Origin of the sequence: Mycobacteroides sp. LB1 (assembly GCF_013449725.1) — a bacterium.
In the GTDB taxonomy this organism is placed as follows: domain Bacteria; phylum Actinomycetota; class Actinomycetes; order Mycobacteriales; family Mycobacteriaceae; genus Mycobacterium.
The window spans coordinates 505,189-528,557 of record NZ_JACCFF010000002.1; the positions used below are offsets into that span (position 1 = coordinate 505,189).

The 23,369-nt window shown below is 61.7% G+C and carries 26 protein-coding genes and 3 pseudogenes; 13 read left to right on the plus strand and 16 right to left on the minus strand.

The window, feature by feature from the left end:
* Window positions 1–56: 56 nt before the first annotated feature.
* The gene (locus tag MLB1_RS13195; RefSeq protein WP_180750245.1) at window positions 57–1,307 is read right to left on the minus strand and encodes a helix-turn-helix domain-containing protein; all 1,251 of its coding nucleotides are present in this window, start codon (window positions 1,305–1,307) and stop codon (window positions 57–59) included.
* Between the two features lie 452 nt (window positions 1,308–1,759).
* Here MLB1_RS13195 and MLB1_RS13200 point away from each other — a divergent pair.
* Window positions 1,760–2,187 (plus strand): annotated as a pseudogene (locus MLB1_RS13200) (cellulose-binding domain-containing protein).
* A 45-nt stretch (window positions 2,188–2,232) separates the two neighbouring features.
* On the opposite strand, the gene MLB1_RS13205 reads toward MLB1_RS13200, so the two are convergent.
* Window positions 2,233–2,763 (minus strand): FKBP-type peptidyl-prolyl cis-trans isomerase, encoded by a 531-nt coding sequence (locus tag MLB1_RS13205; protein WP_180750388.1) that lies wholly within the window; start codon window positions 2,761–2,763, stop codon window positions 2,233–2,235.
* Between the two features lie 281 nt (window positions 2,764–3,044).
* Between MLB1_RS13205 and MLB1_RS13210 the strand changes: the two genes are divergently transcribed.
* The gene (locus MLB1_RS13210; protein WP_180750246.1) at window positions 3,045–3,650 is read left to right on the plus strand and encodes a hypothetical protein; all 606 of its coding nucleotides are present in this window, start codon (window positions 3,045–3,047) and stop codon (window positions 3,648–3,650) included.
* Between the two features lie 213 nt (window positions 3,651–3,863).
* Complete coding sequence (locus tag MLB1_RS13215; protein WP_180750247.1) at window positions 3,864–4,289, plus strand: SRPBCC family protein; 426 nt, start codon at window positions 3,864–3,866, stop codon at window positions 4,287–4,289.
* Between the two features lie 144 nt (window positions 4,290–4,433).
* Here the strand turns inward: MLB1_RS13215 and MLB1_RS13220 are convergent, their stop codons facing one another.
* Together MLB1_RS13220 and MLB1_RS24270 are read right to left on the minus strand one after the other, a co-directional pair.
* A complete protein-coding gene (locus MLB1_RS13220; RefSeq protein ID WP_134148056.1) occupies window positions 4,434–4,985 on the minus strand; it encodes a YaeQ family protein in 552 nt (183 codons plus the stop codon).
* Window positions 4,986–5,039: 54 nt separating this feature from the next.
* Window positions 5,040–5,161: pseudogene (locus MLB1_RS24270) on the minus strand (DUF2334 domain-containing protein); the annotation flags it as partial.
* A 534-nt stretch (window positions 5,162–5,695) separates the two neighbouring features.
* Between MLB1_RS24270 and MLB1_RS13225 the strand changes: the two are divergent.
* On the plus strand, window positions 5,696–5,944 hold the full coding sequence (locus MLB1_RS13225) for a DUF3297 family protein (protein ID WP_134087310.1): 249 nt from the start codon (window positions 5,696–5,698) through the stop codon (window positions 5,942–5,944).
* A gap of 176 nt (window positions 5,945–6,120) precedes the next feature.
* Here MLB1_RS13225 and MLB1_RS13230 read toward each other — a convergent pair whose 3' ends face one another.
* The 4 genes from MLB1_RS13230 to MLB1_RS13245 all read right to left on the minus strand — a co-directional run bounded on the left by MLB1_RS13230 (window position 6,121) and on the right by MLB1_RS13245 (window position 11,073).
* Window positions 6,121–6,882, minus strand: a complete 762-nt coding sequence (locus MLB1_RS13230; RefSeq protein ID WP_180750248.1) for a hypothetical protein — start codon at window positions 6,880–6,882, stop codon at window positions 6,121–6,123.
* Between the two features lie 1,140 nt (window positions 6,883–8,022).
* Window positions 8,023–8,367, minus strand: a complete 345-nt coding sequence (locus MLB1_RS13235) for a heme-binding protein (protein WP_180750249.1) — start codon at window positions 8,365–8,367, stop codon at window positions 8,023–8,025.
* Between the two features lie 917 nt (window positions 8,368–9,284).
* Complete coding sequence (locus tag MLB1_RS13240; protein WP_180750250.1) at window positions 9,285–10,121, minus strand: metal-dependent hydrolase; 837 nt, start codon at window positions 10,119–10,121, stop codon at window positions 9,285–9,287.
* A 283-nt stretch (window positions 10,122–10,404) separates the two neighbouring features.
* Complete coding sequence (locus MLB1_RS13245) at window positions 10,405–11,073, minus strand: helix-turn-helix domain-containing protein (protein ID WP_180750251.1); 669 nt, start codon at window positions 11,071–11,073, stop codon at window positions 10,405–10,407.
* 87 nt (window positions 11,074–11,160) lie between these two features.
* Here MLB1_RS13245 and MLB1_RS13250 point away from each other — a divergent pair, with 87 nt between their 5' ends.
* On the plus strand, window positions 11,161–11,568 hold the full coding sequence (locus MLB1_RS13250) for a DUF1761 domain-containing protein (protein WP_180750252.1): 408 nt from the start codon (window positions 11,161–11,163) through the stop codon (window positions 11,566–11,568).
* 72 nt (window positions 11,569–11,640) lie between these two features.
* Here MLB1_RS13250 and MLB1_RS13255 read toward each other — a convergent pair whose 3' ends face one another.
* Both MLB1_RS13255 and MLB1_RS13260 read right to left on the minus strand, forming a co-directional pair.
* Window positions 11,641–12,138, minus strand: a complete 498-nt coding sequence (locus MLB1_RS13255; protein WP_180750253.1) for a DinB family protein — start codon at window positions 12,136–12,138, stop codon at window positions 11,641–11,643.
* A 273-nt stretch (window positions 12,139–12,411) separates the two neighbouring features.
* A complete protein-coding gene (locus MLB1_RS13260; RefSeq protein WP_180750254.1) occupies window positions 12,412–13,224 on the minus strand; it encodes a hypothetical protein in 813 nt (270 codons plus the stop codon).
* Window positions 13,225–13,413: 189 nt separating this feature from the next.
* Here MLB1_RS13260 and MLB1_RS13265 point away from each other — a divergent pair, with 189 nt between their 5' ends.
* Both MLB1_RS13265 and MLB1_RS13270 read left to right on the plus strand, forming a co-directional pair.
* Window positions 13,414–13,575: a hypothetical protein gene (locus MLB1_RS13265; RefSeq protein WP_255485844.1), complete on the plus strand. Its 162-nt coding sequence runs from the start codon at window positions 13,414–13,416 to the stop codon at window positions 13,573–13,575.
* Window positions 13,576–13,617: 42 nt separating this feature from the next.
* Window positions 13,618–14,295, plus strand: coding sequence for a response regulator transcription factor (locus tag MLB1_RS13270; protein WP_180750256.1), 678 nt, complete (start codon window positions 13,618–13,620; stop codon window positions 14,293–14,295).
* Here MLB1_RS13270 and MLB1_RS13275 read toward each other — a convergent pair.
* Together MLB1_RS13275 and MLB1_RS13280 are read right to left on the minus strand one after the other, a co-directional pair.
* Window positions 14,256–15,722 (minus strand): sensor histidine kinase, encoded by a 1,467-nt coding sequence (locus tag MLB1_RS13275; RefSeq protein ID WP_371750617.1) that lies wholly within the window; start codon window positions 15,720–15,722, stop codon window positions 14,256–14,258. The two genes, MLB1_RS13270 and MLB1_RS13275, sit on opposite strands and share 40 nt — an antisense overlap.
* A 58-nt stretch (window positions 15,723–15,780) precedes the next feature.
* Window positions 15,781–15,978: a hypothetical protein gene (locus MLB1_RS13280; RefSeq protein WP_180750258.1), complete on the minus strand. Its 198-nt coding sequence runs from the start codon at window positions 15,976–15,978 to the stop codon at window positions 15,781–15,783.
* 507 nt (window positions 15,979–16,485) lie between these two features.
* Here MLB1_RS13280 and MLB1_RS13285 point away from each other — a divergent pair.
* Both MLB1_RS13285 and MLB1_RS13290 read left to right on the plus strand, forming a co-directional pair.
* Complete coding sequence (locus tag MLB1_RS13285; RefSeq protein ID WP_180750259.1) at window positions 16,486–16,893, plus strand: YciI family protein; 408 nt, start codon at window positions 16,486–16,488, stop codon at window positions 16,891–16,893.
* Window positions 16,894–18,072, plus strand: a complete 1,179-nt coding sequence (locus MLB1_RS13290; RefSeq protein ID WP_180750260.1) for a sigma-70 family RNA polymerase sigma factor — start codon at window positions 16,894–16,896, stop codon at window positions 18,070–18,072.
* Between the two features lie 16 nt (window positions 18,073–18,088).
* Here the strand turns inward: MLB1_RS13290 and MLB1_RS13295 are convergent, their stop codons facing one another.
* Window positions 18,089–18,502, minus strand: coding sequence for a DUF5313 domain-containing protein (locus MLB1_RS13295; protein WP_180750261.1), 414 nt, complete (start codon window positions 18,500–18,502; stop codon window positions 18,089–18,091).
* Between the two features lie 227 nt (window positions 18,503–18,729).
* Here MLB1_RS13295 and MLB1_RS13300 point away from each other — a divergent pair, with 227 nt between their 5' ends.
* From MLB1_RS13300 to MLB1_RS13310, 3 genes are all read left to right on the plus strand, one after another.
* On the plus strand, window positions 18,730–19,203 hold the full coding sequence (locus MLB1_RS13300) for a hypothetical protein (protein WP_180750262.1): 474 nt from the start codon (window positions 18,730–18,732) through the stop codon (window positions 19,201–19,203).
* A 110-nt stretch (window positions 19,204–19,313) separates the two neighbouring features.
* Window positions 19,314–19,997: a phosphatase PAP2 family protein gene (locus MLB1_RS13305; RefSeq protein ID WP_180750263.1), complete on the plus strand. Its 684-nt coding sequence runs from the start codon at window positions 19,314–19,316 to the stop codon at window positions 19,995–19,997.
* Between the two features lies 1 nt (window position 19,998).
* Window positions 19,999–20,949, plus strand: a complete 951-nt coding sequence (locus tag MLB1_RS13310) for a cytochrome c oxidase assembly protein (RefSeq protein WP_180750264.1) — start codon at window positions 19,999–20,001, stop codon at window positions 20,947–20,949.
* Between the two features lie 110 nt (window positions 20,950–21,059).
* Here the strand turns inward: MLB1_RS13310 and MLB1_RS13315 are convergent, their stop codons facing one another.
* Window positions 21,060–21,218, minus strand: a complete 159-nt coding sequence (locus MLB1_RS13315) for a DUF6307 family protein (protein WP_180750265.1) — start codon at window positions 21,216–21,218, stop codon at window positions 21,060–21,062.
* A gap of 145 nt (window positions 21,219–21,363) precedes the next feature.
* A pseudogene (locus tag MLB1_RS13320) lies at window positions 21,364–21,543 on the minus strand (hypothetical protein); the annotation flags it as partial.
* Window positions 21,544–21,968: 425 nt separating this feature from the next.
* On the opposite strand from MLB1_RS13320, the gene MLB1_RS13325 reads away from it, so the two are divergent.
* A complete protein-coding gene (locus MLB1_RS13325) occupies window positions 21,969–22,526 on the plus strand; it encodes a DUF5994 family protein (protein WP_219602997.1) in 558 nt (185 codons plus the stop codon).
* Window positions 22,527–22,547: 21 nt separating this feature from the next.
* Here the strand turns inward: MLB1_RS13325 and MLB1_RS13330 are convergent, their stop codons facing one another.
* Window positions 22,548–23,312 carry a DUF2127 domain-containing protein gene (locus MLB1_RS13330; RefSeq protein ID WP_180750266.1) on the minus strand — a complete coding sequence of 255 codons (765 nt, stop codon included), beginning with the start codon at window positions 23,310–23,312 and terminating at the stop codon, window positions 22,548–22,550.
* Between the last annotated feature and the right edge of the window lie 57 nt (window positions 23,313–23,369).

Sequence of the window (23,369 nt, forward strand, 5' to 3'; positions counted from 1 at the left end):
CCCTCCCAGCCCTCTCCGGTGTGCTGTGAGCACATCCCGGCGCGCCCGGACTCCGGTCAGTGAGGCGATGACTCGCGCAACACCGAGGCGCCCAGCACGTCGCAAACGAGCAGGGCAGCATGCAGTTCGACGATATTGATCGTTGCGGGCCGGCCCCGGCGTTCTTCGGCACGGCGCACCCTTTGCAGGACGGTGTTCCGGTGGATTCCCAAGGTGCGTGCCGCGGTAGCCAGACTTCCTTGGGCGTCCAGAACAGCCAGCAATGCGTCGCGCTCGCCCCGCTCTTTCGCGTCGTCCCGCGCGAGATCGCCAAGCTGGGCGGCAACGAAGGCCCTTGCCGCATCCAGGTCGCGCGAAATGGCATCCACCAACGCAACATCGCCGAACTCAGTGATCGATGGCGCCGCGCGCCCAGACAATTCGATGACCCGACGAGTGCGTAGAGCCTCCAAGTGGGAGGCGCGGAAGCCTGCAGCCCCCGGATGAGGAGAGCCCACCGCGATGTGTACGTTTTCAGATTTACCGGCAAATTCCGTCGCCTTGTCCGCGAGCGAAGTCCTCGCATCACCCGTGATCGATGCCCATCCCCACACCGAGAGGGGGCCATCCGTCACCACGAGCGAGTGACCCACCCCGAGAAACCTACCGACCCGCCGGGCGAATCCCTCAAGGTCGACACCGCGGTCCTCGACCCAACACACGAAGCCGATCTGCTTACCGGTTAGCCGGTGGCTGAGTACACGTTCGGCCCGAGCAAGGTCGACACGTTCCCCGGCCAGCAGCGCCCGCACGACATCGGCGCGCTCGGCTCTTGCCTGGTTCTGGCGTCGGTCAAGCTCGGCGACGTACTCGGCGGCCACGAGACTGGAGATGCGGTCGATGTAGCGAAATCCGAACCGCTCCAGATCGACAAATGTCCTGAGCGCGACGGCGGGGTCCGCGACCCGGTCAGTGATCGAATCGGAAAGTTTCTCGGTGAAGAACTCATGGCCCAGCCGATAGAACCGCAGCATCACATCGACGCTGTGTCCCCGTGATGCCATGGCTCGCGCGTGTTCGAGCGCCGTTACCGGCGCCTCGACAGCCGCAATGTCGATCCCATAGCGGACCATCGAAAGCACCGCTTCAAGATTCGACGAGCACGACCCCAGCGTCAGGCCGAGAAGCTCGGCATCTGCACCGATCTCCGGGATCCGGTCGACCAAGTACTTGAGCATGTCGTCTGCCAGGCTGGACGTATTCGCCAGGAGAGATGCAGCGACGGCCCTTCCAGCGACCGCGCCGTCGGCCGGCTCTAGCACGTCCATATCTGCACACTAACGCCCGACTAAACCGCCACAGCCGACCATTCGCGATCGATGCAGCACGAAAATCACTACGCAGTATCACCTGTCTTTGGAACGCGTCTTCTCTGGTGCAGGAGAATTGCCCCGATCGAAACAAATACTTGCCAAGCCGTCAATTGGAAGGCGCACTGCAACTCGATGACCGCGTCGTCATCGCAAACGAACTCACCCGAGCTGGACGGGCAACTGAGATCCGTGAGTGGCGACGACAGGGGAGTGGTCGGTGGGCAATACCGCGGGCGGCGCCCTAGCAGTGACGCACAGACCGCAAGTTCGCATTCGGCCCGGACCGCGACAAGATTGGGGGTGGATCGAGACCTAAATTTCATGACGGTCTCAGTTGAGCAAAGGTACTGCAGCTTACTGGCGATGCGAGGACCGTTATCGCCTGTCTGGCTTTAGTGTTGTCCGCTATGGCGGCACTTGACAATTACGTGAAGCGTTGGCGTGCAGCGCTTCACGTAACCGTGTCGGCGTTGATGCTTGTCATCCTCGGACTTCCCATCGCCCCCGTAGCTCATGCGGCTGCGGCCACGCCACGTTGTCGGTGACATCGACGTGGCAGACCGGTTTCATCGCCGGCTTCACCATCACCAACTTAAGTACGGTGCCGCTAAACGATTGGAAGCTTGAATTCGACTTGCCGATGGGAGAGTCCGTCCGGCACACGTGGAGTAGCACCCTTGCGCAATCTGGCACGCATTACGTTCTCGGTCCCGCGAATTGGAATCGCACCATCGCACCAGGTGGTTCAGCCACAGGTGGCATGAGAGGCGTGCTGAGCGGTTCCTACACACCACCGTTGAATTGTGTACTCAACGGGCAATACCCTTGCAGCTAAGGGCAACTGCGCAGCAAGGTTCGACCGGTGGACCGCTTCGGCCAGTCAGTTTGTGGCGTTGAGGATCTTGATCGCGAAGACGAGCGAGTCACCCGCGCGAATGCCCGCGCTGGGCTGACCGGCCGGATAACCGTCGGCAGAGGTCATCGCGACAGCCACAGTGGACCCGACCTTCTGTCCCGTGATCGCCTTCTTAAAGCCCGGCACCACCCCACCAAGCGGGAACTGGGCCGGCGTGCCGCGTTCGTAGCTGCTGTCGAACACGGACCCGTCGCGCCCGTTGACACCCATGTAGCAGACCGAAACCGTGGCCAAGTCTCCGACGATCGTCCCGGTCCCAGCCTGCAGTGTGTGTACCTGGGTCTCGGTCACACTGAACGGAGCAGTCACATTGATGGACGGCGCCGCCGTATCCGTGGATCCGGTGACCGCGACATTGCCGGTGCTCCCTGCCAGCGTCCACTCGGGTGTGCCACCGACCTGCGGTGCTGCCGTTGGGCACCCGCTGGCCGTGGTGGGCGGGTCAGCAGGTGCTGATTTGGCCTCCGCATCGGATCCGCAAGCTGCGAGCGCCACAACGAATGAGGCGGCACAGGCCGCAAGTGCAACAGAAGGGGACACACGCGAGAGGTTCACGGTTGTCACGCTACAGCTGCGTTGCAATGTCCGTCCGGTGCAATAACCAGACTTCTCACCAGCGGCCAATAGGGGACCCGACAACTGGAGCCTTCTTCCGCCTCTGGGCGCCAGCCCTTCCAGATCGCCTTATCGGTTGCCCCCGGCTGGGTATAGTCCGGCCGGGCAAGGGGTTTAGCTGTAACTTGACCAATACCGCAGGAAGACGCGAGAGGAAGTCCATGGGGACCATCGCATACCGCTACACCGCAGTCGTCGGTCTGGCCGCCGTCGCTTTGATCACCGTGGGCTGCAGCAATGGCAAGAGCGTCGACACGTCGTCGCCTCAGGTCGGGTTGATCGCCACTACCTCGTCTGCAGCGCCGACGCAGCCCACTGAGGTCAAGCTGATCGGGGACAGGGACGTCGAGGTGACGCTGACTGGCCCGATCGCTGCCAAGTATTCGTCGGCAACCGAGGATCAGAAGCAGGCTCTCGGCAAGGCACTGACGGGTGACCGCAACGCGGGCACACGCGAGAGTGGCGCGGTGTTCCAGCAGTTCCAGGGCGGCGCCATCATCGCCAAGAACAACCAGGCGGGCACACCTGCATACATCGTCGTGGGCAAGATCCGCGATGCCTGGAATATCCAGCGCGACCCGGACGGCACACCGTCGGTAACTGGCAGTAACGGCTCGGCAGGTCCGCTGGGCCTCCCCACCAGCGACGAGGACGCCGTCGGAGATCTACTCGTGTCGACGTTCGAGCACGGCAAGATCGAGTACAACGCGAAGACCGGCCAGGTCGAGGTGATGGTCAACGGCACGGTTGTACCGTCCGGGCTGTAGACGGCGGCGACGATTCGTGCGGGCGGATCCGTGCTTGGCGATCGCTCTGGTCAGCTGTCCAGGAATTGAATTACGGCAGGGACGAACTCGCGGTTGTACTGAAAGATTCTGCCGTGGCCGGAGTTCCGTCAATGACGCGCGTGGTCCCAGTCGTCGAGGACATCGAACGCGGGGGACTGTGAACCACCCCTTCATGCCCTAGCATCCGAACCCATGACAACACCGCAACGTGTCCACATCACTCACGAGTTCAAGTCCGACCCGCAGACCGTGTTCAACAAGCTCGCCGAGCACGAGAACCTCGGCCCGGTCTTCGGCGCCAACGTCACCCGCGTCAGCGACGGCACCACCTCTCGCAATGGCACCGGCTCGGTCCGTCGCCTCAAGATTGGTCCTCTTCCGGCGTTCGAGGAAACCACCACAACAGCCCAACCGAACACGCTCATCGAGTACAAGATCACCAAAGGCAGTCCACTACGCGGCCACTGGGGCCGCCAGGAGCTCACACCGACTGCGAGCGGCGGCACCACGCTCAACTACACGATCGGTTTCGACTCAGCGATCCCCGGGCTCGCCGCCTTGGTCGGCAAAGTGCTCACGTCCGCGATCACCAAGGGGCTCCCGAAACTCACCGACTGACCACGCGTAGACCAGGCTCGGGCCCTTGGAAATACAGAGGGGCCGGCCTCCGACGATCTCGGAAACGGCTCCCAGCAAGACTTCGCCCACCGTCGGGCTGACAGGGTTGAGTAGAGCCGGATCTCCGCGAGAAACTACAGACGTTCACTTCAATGGCTCGAGCGTGAAGGTGACGTCGACACCGCCCACGGTCATCGTCACCTGACCTTCCATCACCATCACCTGCGCCGCGACCCGTCGATCGACAGTCTGAGCCAGCTGCTGCACCGGCTCATGCGGTATCTGCACCACAGACAGGTTCGGCAGCCCCGCCACTTTGGGGCCGACGGTGCGCCACCAGGTGGCCACTCCGGCGGCGAACGGGAACAGCACCACCTGGTCGGCCTGGCTGGCCGCCTTGCCCAAGGCGCGTCCATCGGGCTGGCCAACGTTGATCCACTCTAGGATCCGGCCCGTGTAGTCCGCGAGCCGCAAGTCCGGTACACCAGGGGTGGACAGGCCCGCCCCGAACGCCAACTCACCGTCGACGTCGCTGAGCCGGTGTGCGCGCAGCCCAAACGCCAACAATCGCACCACCATCCGCTCATCGGTCTCACTGGGATGACGGGCCACGGTCAGCGTGTGATCGGCGTAGTAACCGTGATCGACATCGGAGACGCCAAGTTCGACTTTGAACACTGTTGCAGAAAGAGCCACGTCATATTGTCCACCCAGGTGGTATTCCCCGAGCAGTCAGGCCGCTTGGAGTGGTCAGGCCGCGGCGCTAGCCGTCGGATCGAGTCGCCACCGATAGACCCCTGGCACGCACCATGCAGCAACGCCAGGTCAACCGCGTCGAGGACGGCCCGCCGCGGCCCCGGCTTGGGGCGGTGGCCTACGTGCCGTAGCGCCAAGGAGGCAGCGTGTCCCGTCGAACGGTGCGAAAGACGAATTACCCTTGTCTGCGGCTTATCCCGCGTCACGGTGGGGCAGTATCAGAAGCGGACGTGTCCGCACTTCGTGTGAATAATTAACTTACTACTGGTAACCCGCCATATTCGATCCCGCCGTATTCCTCGCGATGCGCAGCTGTGAATGGGGAGATGTGACAGGGGATAGGCGCGGACTGCTGGCCAGATCGCCACCAGCGGCCGGACCAGAACTGGTATCGCTCTGCGGCTTTAGGGTCGCTGGGGTCCGCTCGCGGGATCGGCGCGTCGTGGGGGAAGGTCTTCGAGGGACTACCTCCGGGTGGTTGCCGGACCCCGCCAACCACCCGGTGTTCACCCTGGCTGCATTGTGACGGTTCACGCGACACTGCTGGCGATCGCGATAACCAGCCCGCCCAGAGTCAGCACTCCGACAGGGTCGCGTAGATTCTTCGAGAACGATCCGAGCACCCAACGCAGCATTCAACGAAGGCCATCATGTCCGAGGATCAGAACACAGACATTCCACCGAATCACCTCTCCATCGATCCGCGCAGCGCCTTCTATAGCGAAGAGGTGCTTCGCCGCGATGTGGGGATTCGCTTTAATGGCGCCGACAAAACCAATGTTCACGAATACAACGTGGCCGAGGGTTGGGTGCGTGTTGAAGTCCCTACCGCGAAGGATCGCCACGGAAATCCTATGGTCGTCAAGCTCAGTGGCACGGTTGAACCTTACTTCCGCTGAGCGGAATAGCCGACGCCCAGCAGGAGAACGAGGCCCAGCCCCAGAGACGCGCATTCACCAAGCGCGAACTTCAACACTTCTTCGACCATGCCAGCGGTGGCCGGCAACAGGCCAGGCACGGCCTGGACACGGGCAGAATGGCCTACCGGCGGCGAAATCGCTCAGGACCGACCACATCAGTGCTTGGATCTATTTAGCGCATACTCAACCTTGGTGACGATCCACCGGTTCTTCTGGTACTCGAGAGTGGTGGCCCAGGTCCCGTGCGTGGTCTGCGGTGCAGGGTTTCTAGGTGTCGTTACCGACCAGGAGATCTGTGACTCAACGCGGGCGTTGGTACCGGAGCACTCGACCTGCTTGCTGGTCAGCTCGGCGATATGCGAGACGTATCGATCTGCGCCCGGAATCGTGCTGACGGAGCGAAATGCCTGTTCGGACTGTGTGTAGACCTCAGGGGATAGACGCTCCTTGAGCGCGGGCAGGTTCTGATCTGCGAGACCGGTGAACTCGAAGCTCAGGTGGGCAACCTCCTCGGCGGCGGCGACCGTGGTGTCGCAGTGGTTCGAGGCGCGTCGGATCACGAGGTAGGCGGTGGTGCCCCCCGCGATCACTAGTACTGCGACAGCTGCGACTACCGCCCATCGCATCCGGCGGTTCCCGGACGACGCGGCTGAAGGCGTCGGTGCCGGCAAGGTCGAGGCAGCGTTCTCCGATTCAGCAGGCTGGCCAGACTGTATGCCCGGCACTGCGGGTCCACCGGCAGCTAGCGGTGCAGCAAGTTCTGCTACCAGCGTGCGCAGCTGGCCATCGTCGTCGAGATCGATCTGCTGCTTGAAGGCCTGGTCGGCCACTGCCGTCACCTGGTCGCGGCTGATGGTTTGCCCCGTCAGCGCGATGATCCGCTGGGAAAGCTCAGCGAGCCGGTCGTGCACAGTCATGCTCGCTACCCTAACCACTCCTTCACCGTCCCTGCGGCCACCGGGATCCATTTGAAGGGGCAACCTGTGTCGACACGATGCTTACCGATCCGGAGCACGACCAAAAACATTGCGTTACAGGGCAGTGGGAGAAGCAAGACTCAACGGGCCGCCGATAGACCCAGATCAACCACCCAATCTCGGAACCGTCAGTCGCCAGCCAGGGCAGGGGTCGATCATGTATCCGCTCCAACAACCAGGCTTCTATCTGACATAATGTGTCTTATCGGCATTAGATAAGCGCAGAACAAGCGGCGAGAAGGCGCACACCTGCGCATATGGCGTACGCACGCGCCCTACCTTCCTGGCGCACGCACCGCAGCGGCTGCCACCGATGGACGTCGCACTGACTGCGCCTAGCGCAGCCACGCCGGCGCCTGCGCCTTGAATTCCGGAAACCTATCGGGCACAACAGAATTGACGGTTTAAACCACTCTTGAATGGTCCAGCCACACACCCTCAAAACGTCACTGTGACGATATTCCAACGCCGGAGTTTCAACGAACCCAAGCCGTTCGCAAGCAGAACAACCGCGCCCGACGGTCAACCAAGGCGGAACTCGGACTCGCCAGAAATGACATCAACACAAACCTTTTCGCGATCCCAGTTCCCTCGGTGACTCATCTGCCGCCCAACAACATTCCATTGTGCCCGTTTGAATACTTCGAGGAATCGCACCCGGTGTTTGTCATATGCGAGCCGGTCCGTGAACCTAAGCTTGAGCCATCGCACAAACCGTCACAGAACTACGCTACCCCACCGCCAGCCCTCCCCTACACGCCCGGCAGTATTACGTCACAGTGACGAATATATCCCGAAGGCATTTGCCCCACAACATCTTTGGCCGCCAAAGTTTCAACGACACCACAGAAGCCTCGGGCACCACGCGACCTGTCGGACCCTCAGCGGAACGGCGGTACGTTCACCATCCGGGCCCCGGAAAGCCAAGCCCACCGGAAAATTGACAATCAGGATCGGCGTGCCTGGCGCAACCTCTGCTGCCGCGATCGCCGTAATTGCCAATATCGCTGCGATGTAACAGGTTCGGGACATTTCCTTGCTGCGGCCGAATAGTGAAGAAAGGGACGTGTGCCGCCCGGACTATCCGCAGCGCTCTTTGAAATCGGCTGCTGGTTGCCGGATGCCTTGAAGGTCCTCTTTGACTTGGGGATTGGCCTCGGCGTAGTCAGCTATCGCAGCGCGAATCTGGTCTTTGGGGCGCCCTTTGAGTGTCGTGAAAAAGTCATTAACCTCCGGGTGAGTGAAGAGGTAGGCCGAAGTAGCCGCGGAGACCCCGGACATGACACCAGCCAGATCAGCGGCGGTACAGTTCGGCGGCGGTTCGGCCTGAGCGCTTACCGCGATGCCGATCAGCATGGCGCCAGCCGCCGCACCGGCTGTGAGCGCTCCGACTATGCGGCGGGCCGGATGGGTTGGGTGCATCATGATCACTCCTAGTCGGATTCGATTGGCGTAAAAGATTTTTCGCTATTCTCGAATGCAGGTCACCGTGGTCCGATTCCTCCGCCAGGACGGTTCGGGCCGCCAGGCCCGCCGGGACGGACAGGCCCGCCGCCGGGATAAGGCGGCCGGACCGGCGGATTTACCTCGGTGATGACGCTGAGGCCCCAATCGTCGCAGTACCAGTCGTACTCGCAGGGATACGGGACCATGGGACCCTGAAACCCGGGCCCGTTCCCCCCACCGGAGCCGCGCACATCACCTTGCGCGCACAACGTGCCGCCATCGGTGTTCACGCACTCTGCGGAAGCTGGCGAAGCGATCGCGATCCAGAACGGCGCGACGACCGGTACCAGTCCCAGAATTAGGTAGCGACGTATTCGCATTGCTTTCCCCTCTCACTCTTGAAAGATCAGAAAGGCCAGAACATCGTCGTAAAGCACAATATCTCTTAATGTGCGAATGCGGCGGCGGAAGGATGTAGAGGCTGAGAATCCTCAAAAACGTCGCTACCTTCAACTTCCAGATCCCGGACTAGGGCCATCGATCGTCCCCGGTAACCACCATCAACGGGCATCCGTGCTTACCTCGGCCATGGACCGCAGCAGATGACGCAGAATGACGGCCCATTCAGAAACGAAACTTCTCCACGGTTCCAATCTGCCCCGCGACTCATCTGCCGCCACTAAAACGTTCCAACATACTTGTTGAACGCTGCAGTTCAATCGGTAAACCCGAAGCTACCCAACCTAATACACCGCCATTACCCCACCAGGGCATTACGTCACGGTGACGAATGGATCTCGAATCACGTTGCCCCACAACATCTTCAATACGATCGTGGAAATCGGCTATCCGTTGTGTGTGATGCAAGGCCGCGCTGAACCAATGGCAAAGCGAGCCTATTTGAGGTGGTCGGCAAGTGCGCCTTCCTCGCCAAACAGTTTCTCTTGCCATGTGCGGACCAGCTCGGTGCGGTCGATGTCATTGGGGTGGAATCCAACTCGGTTGTATTCACGTATCCGTACTAGGAACTGGCGACTAAAGAACGGTGAGTGCCATACCGTATTGATACTCCGGATCAGCCGAATCGGATTGTACGTAGCACGATCCCTCAGCATGGAGATCGCGGTGGCACAGAACAGAGTCGCCATGCCACCGGCAATTAGCAGTCGCATCGTCCAGATTCGCATCGTTTCGGTTCCGCCGGCAACGCGGTAAACATCGAATGCCACCGCCTTGTGTTCGCTCTCCTCCAACGCATGCCACAGCAAGATTGAGCGAACCTCGGTGTCACCCAAAAGTTCCCGAGCTTCCGGGTCTTCCAACAGGGTTTCCGCACCGGCCGCAGTGAAGTGTTCCAATGCGGCGGTCAACGCCAAGGAGTACAGCTTCGGCATGTGCCGGAATACTCGCGAAAGGTACTTCTGCACAAGCCATTCGATCCCGCGCGTTGGGTAACCCATCTCGTACAGTTGATCATTCAGAATCCGATGTTCGCGTCCATGGGTGATCTCCTGTCCGGTGAACCCCCGCACTGCGGCCTGCAACTCCGGCTCCGTGACCTGAGCCGAGAAATGCTGCACCGACCGGATGAAGAACTCCTCCCCCTCGGGAAACACCGCGGAGAGAACGGCAACCATGTGACTCATGATCAGGTCGCCCTTGACGTAGTGACGATCCAACGTTCCAGCCGAGTATCTGAACGCAACACGGCGAACCCTAATCTGATTCTGCATAGCCACCCACACCTCCGCACCATTGGCCGTGCTCCAATATTCTGGTATCAACGGTATATCCAACTTGAACAGTGCACAAGCGTTCACTGAAATTAGATGCATATGTGCACCAAAAATGAGAGTGAAGACGGCCTCAGATGTTGGCCTGTGGAGTTAATCATCTGATACTTCTGGACTCCTACCGGACGATGAAAGATGTTCGCCCCAAGTCGATCTCACGCCACCCGCTTATCGAAGTTTGCCCACGGCCCACCGCCCGACGAGTCGGCCTCGAAGCCGCCGGCTAGCGAGGATCGGGCACAGCCGTAGCGGTTACTCGCGCGAGAGGAAAGACTTTGCGGAGGATTTGGAGGTCACCTTGGAGGCTGCTCGCAGCGAGCGCCTGGTCGATCGTGAGGGCGCCGGCCGCGAGCCCAAGAACGATCTCTGGTGCGGCCGTGAGAATTGCGCCCGGCTGGCAGTGGTCCTGGACTACACGCGGGCCGTCCCTGTCGACCCGCAGGACGGTGAGGGAACCCTCGATTTCGAAACCGAGTTCGATCGAGGGCTTCGCGGTTACACCGCGAAGCAGCGCCGGCAGCGCGACTGCCAGCCAGCGCGGTTGAAACGAATCGCCGTCACGTCCTCTCATCATCAATGGGGCGCCCCACCTCGCAAGCGCTTCGATGGGTTCGCGAAGCCCCGCGCCCCACGGCGTCAGGGTATAGACGACTCCTACGTCCCCTAGGCGCCGTTCGACAATTCCGACGGCCTCCAGGGTTCGCAATCGTTCCGCCAGGAGATTGGTGGCTATTCCCCGTAAGGACGCAACGAGCTGGTTGAAGCGCATTGGACTGGCGAGCAGCTCGCGCACGATCAACAGGTTCCAGCGGTCGCCAACGATATCCAAGGCCCGCGAGACACCACAGAACTGTCCGTAGGAACGACCGACATTATGCTTGACCTTTTCCATTTGACTTGATTATATCAAGTGACGCTGAGATGCCGCCGCGCAAAGCGAACATCTCGCCCGGTGTTTCGACGATCAAGGAGCCACGACATGGAAATCAACTGGCTGGCCGCCGCGCCCGCATTGGTGGTCGGCATGGCCGTAGCCGCCGCGTGGTACAGCAAGATCGGCTTTGGACTCGTTTGGTGGAAGCTGACAGGCATAACTCCGGAACAGTCCAAGAAGGCCAGCAGAAGGAACATGGTCCAGCTCCTCGTCGCGAACGGCGTCACAGCGGTCGGGCTGGCGGCTGGCATCGGAATCGCGGCGGCGGCGTTTGGTGATGATTCAGTGTGGCTGGCGTTGTTGGTTGGTTCCGCGGCGTGGTTGACCTTCTCGGCCACCACGCTCCTGCAGCACAACGCTTTCGAGCTGAAGCCCCCGAAGTTGACCCTCCTCAACAGCGGCTATCAGCTGGTGTTGTTCCTCAGCATGGCGCTGGTGATTGGGGCGCTTTAGGCACCTACCCCCCACCAGCAGCCCTCCCCCACAACTGCGGTCATTTTGTCACGGCGACGAATGTACAATGAGTTACGCTGCCCCACAGCCTTTTTGGTGAATCTGCTCCCGGAGGATGTCACCGTGACCTGCGTGCCTGGCGAATTCTTCGATCATGGAGAGCAGGGTCCACCGCATGCTGACCTTGCCCTCACGGGGATTGTCCTTGGTGTCGTCGAGATCGAAGCGGGACGCGATCACACGTGATCGTTCACTTGCGCGCTCGAACTCGGCGATGACGTCGGTCAGCGACTCATCGTCGGCGACGGCGAAGGTACCCTCGTCTCGCTTGGAGTATCCGTCGCATTCGAATTCCTCGAGTCCTGCCCAGAACCGTTGGAACCAAATCCGTTCCGCGGCGGCGGCGTGCTTGATCAATGAAATCGGTGTCGTCAGCGACGTCACCAGTCGTCGACGCGCGTCGGCATCGGTCAGGCCGCGGACGGTTTCGATCAGCGCTTCACGGTTGTGGTCGAGCATGTCCTCGATAATCACTCGCTCAGTGCCGTTGGTAATTCGGTTGGTAATCATGGACTTTCACTCCATTCTGTTGTCTGATTGAGACCCATTCGGTCGGTATCGGTGAGGCTGAAACGCGAAGTGGCGGTTCGGCGATCGATCTCCGAAGAGCGACGATGCATCGGTCGTCAGAGAGAACCGAGAAGTAAGAGGGGCATACGATCCGCTCGCCGCGCGGATTGCGGACTGAGCGTGGGTATTACGGGCCTGCATCGACATGGCAGCCCGTGCCTGCCCGGCGGCACTGCCGCTTAGAGTGAGTGTGTCATAGATTTTGGTGCAGCCCTAGTCGCGGGCAAGCTCGCGTAGTTCCGGCTCTGGGTCCCCATCGAGTGCTGTAGCACGAATATTGCGGTACCCGAAGGCGATACCGACGATGATCGCGGCCAGGAGCGCTGCAGAAGTACCCCAGGTTCCGAGTGCCAAGCCGCCTTTCTCCAACGGCTTGGACAGGAAGTCGCCGACCGTAGCCCCCAGGGGCCGTGTGAGGATGAATGCCGCCCAGAACAGGAGAACGCCGGAGATATTGGTGAGATAGTGGGCGGCCAGGATGGCAGCCATGATGGTGCCGATTAGCGCGGCGCTGCCCCAGTAGCCCAGCCCGGAGCTGTCGGCAAGGTAGTCGCCCAATGAGGTACCCAGGGTGTTGGAGAGCAAGATGGCTGCCCAGTAGAGCCCTTCACCGCGCAGGGTGCTGATGTTGGCGACGTTGAAGGTTTCGCGGGTCAGTTTCCAGACCAGGAACACGACGGCCAATCCGGTGATCAACAGAGCCGCCCCAACGCCGTAACCCAGGCCGCCATCGGTGTCGGTGTCCGAGCCGGGACCACGGTTGATCAGGTCGGACATCGTCGTCCCCGCGGTACTGGTCGCTGCGATCACCGTCCAGTACAGGGCGGGATGAAACTGGCGGGCACGCAGCTGAGCAACCAGACTCACCAGGAAGATCGCGAGGAACAAGATCGAGGCGGCCGCATAGCCAAGCCCCAGGGTTTGGGCGATCAAGTCTCCGCCCGTCTCCCCGAGCGTGGTCGCGGCAATCTTCAGGACCCAGAACAACACTGTGACCTGAGGAAGCTTGTAACTCGATACAGCCATGAACCCGCCAAGTCTGTCGTAGGTATCAACGATTTCCGTCCGCACCGTAGCCGCAGAGCGCTGAGGATCCGCTGAGAAGCAAGAGGTTTTCGACGCTCAGCGTCTTCACAGCAACCAGGTGCGAACCTGATGTCATCACCGGGCGATTTCAACCCGATAAACCAGGTGTCTACGGAAAGGCCAGATGTCATGAATTCCCGGCGAGAAGCAGCAACCTTGATCGTTGGCGCCCTGATGCTGTTCGGGGCGGCCGCAACCGTGGCCGAAGCACAAGAGCGGGCACACGAGCGCGCAACTACATCGGTGAGTGAACCTGCACTGGCGCCGAGCACCACGCATCCGGGACTGTAAGACTAACGGCGGCGGCCAGGTCGGCTCCCGGAAAGGTGCACGGTGCGGGTTCTGCTCGTCGAGGATGAACCGCTGCTAGCGGAAACGGTAACCGCCGGTCTGCGGGCCGAGGGGTTCGTCGTGGTCACGGTCGGCAACGGGGTGGACGGGTTGTGGCAGGCCACCAACGAACAATTTGACGTGATCGTGTTGGACATCATGCTTCCGGGCCTCAACGGCTACGAGGTGCTGCGCAAGATGCGGGCCGCCGAAGTGTGGACTCCGGTGCTGATGCTCACCGCCAAAGACGGCGACTACGACCAGACCGACGCCTTCGATCTAGGCGCCGATGACTATCTCACAAAGCCTTTCTCGTTCATGGTGCTCACCGCGCGCCTACGCGCTCTGGTGCGCCGCGGAGCACCCAAACGCCCGGTAGTGCTCACCGCAGGCGAGGTGTCGCTCGATCCCACTCGCAAGGTCGTCGAGCGGGCCGGCATACCGGTGTCATTGACACCGCGCGAGTACGGTCTACTGGAATACCTGCTGCGCAATAAAGACACCGCGGTCACGAAAACCGATATCCTGCAAAATGTTTGGGATAGCCACTACGACGGCCCGGACAACGTGGTCGAGGTGTATGTGGGCTATCTGCGCCGCAAGATCGGCGCCCACTTGATCATCACAGTCCGCGGTGCGGGCTATCGGCTCGAATCGGGCGAATTCGCCAACGGCAACTGAACGGTCATCACCGTTCCGCCGCCAAGGCGGTCACCAATGTCCACCGTGCCATCATGTGCGGCAACGATTTCGGCGACGATCGCCAACCCGAGCCCGCTGCCACCGCCCTGCCGTGAGCGATCGGCATCCAGGCGCACGAATCGTTCAAACACCCGGTCCCTCTCGGCAAGCGGGATACCCGGCCCGTCATCGGACACCTGCAGATATGCGCTGCCGCCATCGGCATGCACCACAATCGAGACTTCCGTGGCGGCATGCCGAGCCGCGTTATCGGCAAGATTGCGCAGCACCCGCGACACACCAAGCGCATCACCGACCACCTTGACCGGCGCCAGCCGCGCCGAAACCTGTAGCGGGGTTTCACGTTTAAGCCGCGCCACCTCGACCCCGGCCAAATCATCGAAGTCGATCTCGGCGCGGCGCATCGGCAGCCCATGCTCATCGGCCCGGGCTAGCAACAGCAGATCCTCCACCAACGACTGCATACGGTGAGCCTCGGGCAACAACGCCGTCTGCACCAGGGTTCTGTCGAACACCTCGGGGTGTGTCTGCGCGATCTCCAGCGCCGAAATCACCGTCGCCAACGGGCTTCTCAACTCATGCGAGGCGTCCCCGACGAACCGACGCTGTGCCGCGTGCCCGGCTTCGATCCGGCTGAGCATCTCGTTCATCGTCACGGCCAGCGCCGAGATCTCATCGGCACGGTCAGGCACCGGCACACGCTCACCCAGATCAGAGGTGCTGATCTGGGTGACTCGGGAACGAATCGCGTCCACGGATCGTAATGACCGCCCCACCAGTAGATACGTCGCCACCGCCGCGACCACGGCGACGACCGGTGCGGTGATCGCCAGCATCGTCGCGACCGTCGACACCATCGACTCGATCGGCTCAATACCGCCACCCACCAACACCGTGTACTGGCCCTTACGGCCACTGACCGTCGCGGTGGCGACCCGAATGTCATCGTCGGAAGTGGCCGGAACACCCACCTGCGGATCACGAGATTTTCTGTCTTGCAACGTCATCAACGGCTCTTCGGATGCCGATCCCGAACGTCGCACCACTTCGCCGCTGCTGTCGATGACCTGAACAGCCACGATCCGCTGATCGGTGGCCAGCAGCACCGATTCCAGCTCATCCGGCGGTTCCTTACGCAGCCGCTCAGCCACTGCAGCGGCGCGAGCCTTGGCCGCATCATCGACATCAGCACACATCGAGCGGTACAACAAAGCCACCGAGGCCGCGCCCACGATCACCAGGCTGGCCAGCACCACCACCGCCGCCACCAGCGCCGAACGGATCGCGATCCCACCACACCAACGCCGCAACCGACCGAGCACTGCAAGCATGACCATGCGGACTTTCACCATCGGTCCAGACCTCGCGCCGTCGTGTCCGGATGCCGCATCACGCACAACGACCACATCCAACAATCATGCAGGTGCTAAGACCGCCCAGATACTGGCGGTATCGGCATAGGCGCTACCGGGGACGTGGCTGACGGCCGGTCACCACGATCGGGAGCCGGGCGTACATCATCACTGGACTTACTGTCGTCATCGTTCCGGCGTTCGACCTCATCGGAGTCGCGGCCTCGATGTTCGCCACCTTCATGTTCACGATCTGCACCATCGCGTTCGTATGAACGAGACTCGCCATGGCCGTGACCATCTCGGCCATACTCATCCCCGAACTCGCTACCGGCCCAAACGCCCGCACCAAATGTCAGCGCCAACACGGCCACAACGGCGGCCGCAGCTCCCGCGATCGTCAACGACCGCATGAGCGGCCCACGCCGCCTCATACCAGGTGCCTGCGCCGGACCGGTGGTGCCAGCGGTCGGTATCGGGTCGCTGATATCGAGATTCGGATCAGCAGGTTGTTCAGGCGATTCGCTCGCATCATCAATATTGGACATGCCGCAACAATGCCCACGAGCCGCTGAGACTTCGCTGAGAACGGGCGCCCGGCAGCACGCCAGCTAGTTACTGCGTTTGGTGCCCGTGATCATCATGAAGGGCGTGCCAGGGATTCGCCTGACGGCGGTTTCGCCTGGTCAGACGGCCCAGCCAGCGAGAAGCCTAGAAAGTTCAACGGCGGATGTCGAGAACGGCGCGATGGCTCCGTCCTGGGGGTGAACGACCAACTAGGGTCAGTGGTCCGGAGGGACCAGATTGGAGTGAAGTCATGGCGAAGTACCTGTTGCTCAAGCATTATCGAGGTGCGCCGGCGGCCGTCAACTGCGTGCCGATGGACCAGTGGACGCCAGCCGAGATTCAGGCGCACATCCAATACATGAACGACTTCGCGGAACGGTTGGAAGGCACTGGCGAGTTCGTCGACGGCCAGGGCCTGGCACCGGAGGGTGTCTGGGTCCGCTCCGACGGCGAGGGCAAGCCCCCGGTGACCGACGGCCCATTCGCCGAGACCAAGGATTTGATCGCGGGCTGGATGATCATCGATGTCGACTCCTACGAGCGCGCCGTCGAGCTTGCCGGGGAATTGTCCGCCGCGCCCGGCGCCGGCGGCGAACCTATCCACGAGTGGCTCGAGGTTCGGCCGTTCATGACCGCCCCGCCGACCGTCACCGACTAGATGGCTGCTGACGCGGTAGACGAGGGCCAGCTGCGGGATCTGATCCCGGGTGTCCTGGCTGCCCTCGTCCATCGCGGTGCAGACTTCGCGACAGCCGAGGACGCTGTGCAAGAGGCACTGATCCGTGCTTGGGAAACCTGGGTGACGGGGTCCGCTCAACCTCCCGACGAACCCAAGGCTTGGCTTATCACCACCGCGTGGCGTCGGTTTATTGATCTCGCCCGATCCGACACCGCGCGGCACCACCGCGAAGTCCTGGCCGCCGACGATCCGCCACCCGGACCCGTTGCGTCCGTGGATGAGACGCTGCGGCTCTACTTTCTGTGCGCGCACCCGAGCCTCTCCCCTACGTCGGCTGTCGCGCTGACGTTGCGGGCCGTCGGCGGCCTTACCACCCGTCAGATCGCACAGGCGTATCTTGTGCCCGAAACAACGATGGCCCAACGGATTTCGCGAGCCAAACGGATGCTGAACGAGGTCCGGTTGGATCGCCCCGGGGATCTGCGCACAGTGCTTCGGGTGCTGTACCTGGTGTTCAACGAGGGGTATAGCGGGGATGTCGACCTCGCCGCGGAGGCTATCCGGCTGGCGCGGCAGCTGGCCGCGACTACAGATGACGTGGAGGTCGCGGGCCTGCTCGCCCTGTTCCTGCTCCACCACGCCAGACGCCCGGCTCGCACCCGCGCCGACGGCAGCCTCGTGCCGCTGTCCGATCAGGATCGCGGCCGGTGGCGGCGTGACCTGATTACCGAGGGCGTGGCCGTGCTCCAGGCCGCGCTGGCCCGCGATCGCCTCGGGGAGTATCAGGCGCAGGCCGCGATCGCGGCCCTGCACGCCGATGCGCAGACCGCCGAGGAGACGGACTGGGTGCAGATCGTCGAGTGGTACGACGAGCTGGTCCGACTCACCGACAGCCCGGTCGTACGGCTTAATCGCGCGGTCGCGGTCGGCGAAGCGGACGGACCACGGGCGGGCCTCGCCGCGCTCGACGAACTCGACCCGGCGCTCCCCCGGTTCACCGCATCATCCGCCTACCTCCACGAGCAGGCCGGCGACCTCGCCATATCGGCGCGGCTCTACGTTGAGGCCGCCGAGCAGGCGCACAACCTCGCCGAGCGCAACCACCTGACGCTCCGAGCGGCCACACTCCACCAGCGACTCTCGGACGGAGACTGCTGAAAGTCGGTTCTCCGTCTCAGATGGGGTCGCTGCTGGAGTAGCTATCGGTCTGTTGGCGCGCACCGTAGCGCTCGGCATATGCCTCATGCTTGCGTGCGTTTTTCTCGCGGTTGACGTTGTCGGCGAGCTTGGGATCCAGGCCGTGTGTGGCAAGCCGGTGGCGGCGCCAGATCTTGTTCAGTGCGTGGGTCATCAGGATGGCCCACACGTAAATAGGCAGCGTGATCGCGGTATGAAGCAGCAGCCCACCGGGCAGGAGCCAGAACGGAGCCAGAAGGAAGTGGGGCGGAATCACGTATCGGATCATGTGGCGACGGATCGCTCCCGGGCCAGACAGGTCATTGGCCACCCAGTCACGCATGCTGTCGGGCAGGCGCTTCCCATATGAGTAAGCGATGTACTGCCATGCGGTGGGCCGGTCGGCGGCCATTGGCAACTCCTGGTGGTTCGTTGGCCGGTTGAGACTCGAGAAGAACTCTAGTCGCAGCAGGTCAGGGGTGTTCAACTGCCTTGAGTCTGAACTTCTGTACGCAACGTCTATTTTTTTGCCAAGATAGATGGATGGATGTCCCACAGAGCGACCTACCTTCGCTCGTTGACTCCCTGCAGTTGAATTCTGCCCCTCCTCAGCGTCCGCCACGGCCACCCTCCCCGGCCGTGGATACGTCGACGCCGATCGGACGCGCCGTCGCGGGCTTCTATCTTGCCTTCGAGGCAGCCGACGATTCCGACAGAATCCGTGAAGCGGCCGACTGGCTGGACCGGCAGAATGCGCTTCTTGAGGGGCGCACGCCACCCGTCGACAATGCACCGGAATCCCGCCGTAAATACCTCGCGTTGGCCAGCGGAATCATCGACGTGGAGAAGATCCGTCGCCGCGCTGGACGCCGATTGCGTGACATCGACACTACCGCCGCACACACTGCGGAACTCCTCAAGCAGTGCTCGGTGGGCCGCCCCTCAGACATCGACGGCGCTGTCGACGGCGCTACCCGACATGAACGGATTGTCATCAGCGTCACCGCTGTACGAATGATCAATAGTCAGACCCGGGCGGTCCTGGCCCTCGGCGAAGCAACAGCCGCCATGACCGTCGACGAATGGTTGGTAAGCCACGGCCTGACGGATTGATCGGACGCCGCACCCTTAACCGGCTGCTCTCCGATGCTTCTTCCCACAGCTGATTCGCAGGTAGGGGTCTTAGCCTGACTCGTCGGTCCGGAAACGACGAGAAGGGCACGATGACTTTCAGTTTGAGAAACTTTCGACCCGAAAGGACGAGCTCGCGAGCGGCCGCGGTCCTGGCCGCCGCGCTGTTGGCGGTCTTCGCGGGGCTGGCGGTGATAGCGCATCGTTACGGCTCGGGCACCGGCATCGACCACCGCACGCTCGCCTGGATGGTCATTCACCGGCGCAGTTGGCTCACCTCGGCCGCTGTCGATGTCACCGATATCGGAAGCCCATCCGCGATATCTGTCGCGACAGTTATTGCAACACTTGCAATCTGGCGTTCGACACACTCGATGAGAACTGCGGCCACGGTAGCTGTGGCGGTTGTATCAGCGTTCTGCCTTGCGGCAGTGACGAAATGGGCTGTGGGAGAACACCGTCCACCCAGTAGCGCTCAACTGGTCGCGGAAACAGGTTGGTCCTTTCCCTCCGGACACGTCACGGGCACCACAGCTCTTGTCGGGATGCTGGCCGTAGTCATCGCTCACCACCACAGCGGCTGGAGACGGCTGGCAACACTGTTGACGGCGGTGATCGCTGTGATGTTGGTGGCCTCAAGCCGTCTGTATCTCGGAGACCACTGGATGGTCGACGTCCTGGCTGCAATCGTGCTGTCGACTTCAGTGGTGACGATTGCGGCCGCAGCCCTCAACCCGACCGGGACGCGCACCCGATCCCCCTATCCCATCGCCTGAGATGTTCTCACCCGCGGAGCCTCTTACCTGGGCAATGACTTGGCGTGCATGGCACTTCGATGTGGCCGCGGCGCTGTGCGTTGCATCGGTGGGCCTGGGATACAGCTGGGCACTGGTCCGTGCCCGGCGCCACCAACCAGATATCAGTGCCGTATGGACGATTGGCTTCTTCTCCGGAATCGGATGCTGGGTGCTGGCGTGTATGAGCGTGATCGGCGTCTACGCGCACGTGCTGTTCTGGATGCGGGCATTGCAGGTTGTCTTGCTGCTGCTGGTCGTACCGTTCTTTCTGGCCGTCGGTCGACCCGTGACGGTTGTACGCAACGCACTGCGCCCAATAGACCTAGACAGATTCGACAGAGCACTGTCCTCGATACCCGCGCGGGCGTTGACCCACCCACTCACGACCTCCCTGGCCATGTTGGCCACGCCATGGGTGCTGTACCTGACGCCCTGGTACACGGCGTCGCTCACGCACAGTCTGCTCGCCGCGGCGACACGAACATTGTTGGTATTGATCGGGTTTACGTACTTTTATGCGCGCCTTCAAGTAGATCCAGTACCCCATAAATATCCACAGCCGATATCGCTGGTGATCAGCGTGGCCGAGACCATCGGCGACGGCGTACTAGGCCTGGTGCTGTGGCAGGGTTCGCTGGTTGCCCCGGCCTACTACCTGGCGCTACACCGCGCATGGGGCCCAGATCTACGCACCGATCAGACCATCGGCGCGGGCGTCCTCTGGATCTTGGGCGATGTCCTGGGGCTGCCGTTCCTCCTGTTGCTCATGCGGGCACTATCCGCAGACGACAAGGCCCACGCCGCACAGATTGACGCCGAACTCGACCAGGCCTCATCGGCTCTCGAAACCTCGGCCCCGCGAGATCCGGGACCGTCCTCACTCTGGTGGGAGAACGATCCGCAACTGCGGGACCGGTTCGGAGGGCGCTGACATCATTCTTGAAGACAGTCCAGACAGGTTCTCAGAAATCCTGAAATTCCCTTGAGATGACCTGCATCTCGTAGTAGTTGCCCGTTTGAATGGATCTTGACTTGGCAGTGCTAACGGACCTTTTCGGGAATCGAGGCCAGCGCGCGCAAAACCTCGACCGCCGCTTTGTTGGCGAGATCGTTATCGAGCGTTGAGGACGCCATCAGCGCCTGGGTCACGAGTTCAACGCGCTTCTCGTAGGGAGTCTGGAACGTGATCGTAGAAGTCATGATCTCTGTCCTGTTCAGTCAAGCCTGTTCGAGCACCGTAGTGGTGCTCGGCCTGACACCCTCTACGCTACGCCAGCACTTACGCGGTCAAGTCGGTCGTATCGATATCGGGCGGTGAGACCCTTCCCGCCGTCAGCATGTTGCGGCTGTCGCGCAGTCTCCGTACGTCATGCTCGACGCAGCCGATCCGTTCGGCCGCAAGGTCAACCGGGATCGATCCATCAAGCAGAATGTCCCACTCTTCATCCGAGAACGTTGGCTCAATCTCCCACGGTGCGTGGTCCCATCCCGTCTCGGTCATTCCGGTAAACATGTCGTCCTTCATCACGCGTCCTTCATCAATGTCATCAGGAAGACTCGGTACGAACAGAGGCTCCCCGGTCGTTGCAACTGCAGTACAGGATCTGCAGCCCTCGCCCCCTTGCGATATGTGCCTTTGACACTACCGGCGTGACACAGGGCAACCATCGCCGCAATGTGAACACTGGATGCGGATATAGGTGCGTTGGGTCACAGTTACCGGTTTTGCGCGCCTTGGGTCACGGATGTCTTTGCGAGGCTTCGTTTTAGCGGTGCAATCAGTCCGGGAAAACAGCCACCCGACGACCCGTTCCTTGCTTCCTACTTCTTCCTGCAGCAGGTCGGAGTAGGCTGGAAATCACGACGATATTTTGGTACTCGCTCATCCATTGGACGCGACCGCGTCGAGGTATTCGACTCCGGGTCTGGGGCCGAGATGAGGAGCGTCAGATGACGCATCGAGTGTTTTCAAAACCACGAAGCGGATCGGCTGTTCGTCTTCGTTTGAAGCCGAAAGCGCCCTCCACTGGGCACGTAGACGGCGCATGGTGGCCGTACTCCAAAGACTTGACGGTGGAACTGCCTCAGCTACTCAGAGTCCTCAGCGTTCGCTTGGGTTCGATTGACCGAGTTGGTTATCGCGTTTCAGAATGGATGTCAGGCTCGCGGCGCATGGTGTTTCCCGACAATCTGGCGCGTCTGAACTGGTCACTCCACCAGCCTTGTAACACCATCAGCATCCAGGGAGAACACGGGGCCTTTCTGAGCCTGTTGGTCGTTCCCCCTGAGACCGAACCGCTCATCGCCCATAACACCATGATGAACGCAGCCGCCCCGGGTAATAGAGCGACCGTCGCTCGGTTGCTGTCTGTGGACGCCCCGGATCCACGGGTGCAGGCCGACTCGTTCGCAGCGCAGAACCGGTGGGACTCGGAAGGCGGTGCCCAGGACGTCGAGCACTACGGTCGCTTCAAAGCCACAGTGAATGCGGGAAGTACCAGTGTCTGAACATCGAGTTCAGCTGTGGCCCTAGGGATCTGCCGTCAACGCCGCACGCTCGACGCTCAGCAGACTTTCGGCACGATGTTCGTCTTCGTAGGCTCTACCGCCACCGTTGAGTCCGAACAGCCTCTTGCTCCACAGCAGCCAGACCACCGCCACGACATTCACCAGTAGCGCCAAAACCCTGAGAACAGTTTGCTTCTCAATGAGCTCATAAACCTCGAACGGCAAAAAGATGCTCGTCGCGACTACCGCGAAGTATTCGCCCCAACGCTTCATCAGCCACAGGCCGATGGCCTCGACGAACTCGATCGTGGCATACGCGGCAAGACCCACCGCCACCCACATCAGCGTCGAAGAAGACAGCGAGAATGCCTCGCCGATATGGCGAATGATCTTGGAATTGTCCGGGTTCCAGCCGATCTGGTTGGCCAACGGGCGTATCAGCGGTAGGTCCTGTTCGAAAACCTGTTGGAGATGTTCGCGTGCGCCGCGAACTTTGACCACGCCGACGGCCAGCAGCACGATAACCAGACCCCGGAACACACGCTCGACGGCCAGTAGCCGCATCAGGGTCCGGTCGCGCAGCAGCCGCCCACGTGGGATCTCGGGTGCCGTATCGGCCGGGCCTCGATAGCGCGGCTCCCCCACCACGAACGTCTCACAACGCAAGCATCGCCAGGCCTCCCCCGCAGGCGTGTCGACCCTCAGTCGTTCGCGCAGCTGTTGTTCCTCGGGTGCGAATGTCGCATGCCCTCGCAGACCGCACGATCTCAGAGCAAAATTGATCACGGGGAAACGTTAGCCCGACACCACCAGCAGCGTCGCGGGATGTCCAGGTTGCGGCGC

What these genes read in the sequence shown, in the direction of transcription:
- MLB1_RS13195 (WP_180750245.1), bottom strand. Translation starts at nt 1,307, where the DNA reads ATGGACGTGCTAGAGCCGGCCGACGGCGCGGTCGCTGGAAGGGCCGTC.
- MLB1_RS13210 (WP_180750246.1), top strand. Translation starts at nt 3,045, where the DNA reads ATGGGGACCATCGCATACCGCTACACCGCAGTCGTCGGTCTGGCCGCC.
- MLB1_RS13215 (WP_180750247.1), top strand. Translation starts at nt 3,864, where the DNA reads ATGACAACACCGCAACGTGTCCACATCACTCACGAGTTCAAGTCCGAC.
- MLB1_RS13225 (WP_134087310.1), top strand. Translation starts at nt 5,696, where the DNA reads ATGTCCGAGGATCAGAACACAGACATTCCACCGAATCACCTCTCCATC.
- MLB1_RS13230 (WP_180750248.1), bottom strand. Translation starts at nt 6,882, where the DNA reads ATGACTGTGCACGACCGGCTCGCTGAGCTTTCCCAGCGGATCATCGCG.
- MLB1_RS13235 (WP_180750249.1), bottom strand. Translation starts at nt 8,367, where the DNA reads ATGATGCACCCAACCCATCCGGCCCGCCGCATAGTCGGAGCGCTCACA.
- MLB1_RS13240 (WP_180750250.1), bottom strand. Translation starts at nt 10,121, where the DNA reads ATGCAGAATCAGATTAGGGTTCGCCGTGTTGCGTTCAGATACTCGGCT.
- MLB1_RS13245 (WP_180750251.1), bottom strand. Translation starts at nt 11,073, where the DNA reads ATGGAAAAGGTCAAGCATAATGTCGGTCGTTCCTACGGACAGTTCTGT.
- MLB1_RS13250 (WP_180750252.1), top strand. Translation starts at nt 11,161, where the DNA reads ATGGAAATCAACTGGCTGGCCGCCGCGCCCGCATTGGTGGTCGGCATG.
- MLB1_RS13255 (WP_180750253.1), bottom strand. Translation starts at nt 12,138, where the DNA reads ATGATTACCAACCGAATTACCAACGGCACTGAGCGAGTGATTATCGAG.
- MLB1_RS13260 (WP_180750254.1), bottom strand. Translation starts at nt 13,224, where the DNA reads ATGGCTGTATCGAGTTACAAGCTTCCTCAGGTCACAGTGTTGTTCTGG.
- MLB1_RS13265 (WP_255485844.1), top strand. Translation starts at nt 13,414, where the DNA reads ATGAATTCCCGGCGAGAAGCAGCAACCTTGATCGTTGGCGCCCTGATG.
- MLB1_RS13280 (WP_180750258.1), bottom strand. Translation starts at nt 15,978, where the DNA reads ATGGCCGAGATGGTCACGGCCATGGCGAGTCTCGTTCATACGAACGCG.
- MLB1_RS13285 (WP_180750259.1), top strand. Translation starts at nt 16,486, where the DNA reads ATGGCGAAGTACCTGTTGCTCAAGCATTATCGAGGTGCGCCGGCGGCC.
- MLB1_RS13290 (WP_180750260.1), top strand. Translation starts at nt 16,894, where the DNA reads ATGGCTGCTGACGCGGTAGACGAGGGCCAGCTGCGGGATCTGATCCCG.
- MLB1_RS13295 (WP_180750261.1), bottom strand. Translation starts at nt 18,502, where the DNA reads ATGGCCGCCGACCGGCCCACCGCATGGCAGTACATCGCTTACTCATAT.
- MLB1_RS13305 (WP_180750263.1), top strand. Translation starts at nt 19,314, where the DNA reads ATGACTTTCAGTTTGAGAAACTTTCGACCCGAAAGGACGAGCTCGCGA.
- MLB1_RS13310 (WP_180750264.1), top strand. Translation starts at nt 19,999, where the DNA reads ATGTTCTCACCCGCGGAGCCTCTTACCTGGGCAATGACTTGGCGTGCA.
- MLB1_RS13315 (WP_180750265.1), bottom strand. Translation starts at nt 21,218, where the DNA reads ATGACTTCTACGATCACGTTCCAGACTCCCTACGAGAAGCGCGTTGAA.
- MLB1_RS13325 (WP_219602997.1), top strand. Translation starts at nt 21,969, where the DNA reads ATGACGCATCGAGTGTTTTCAAAACCACGAAGCGGATCGGCTGTTCGT.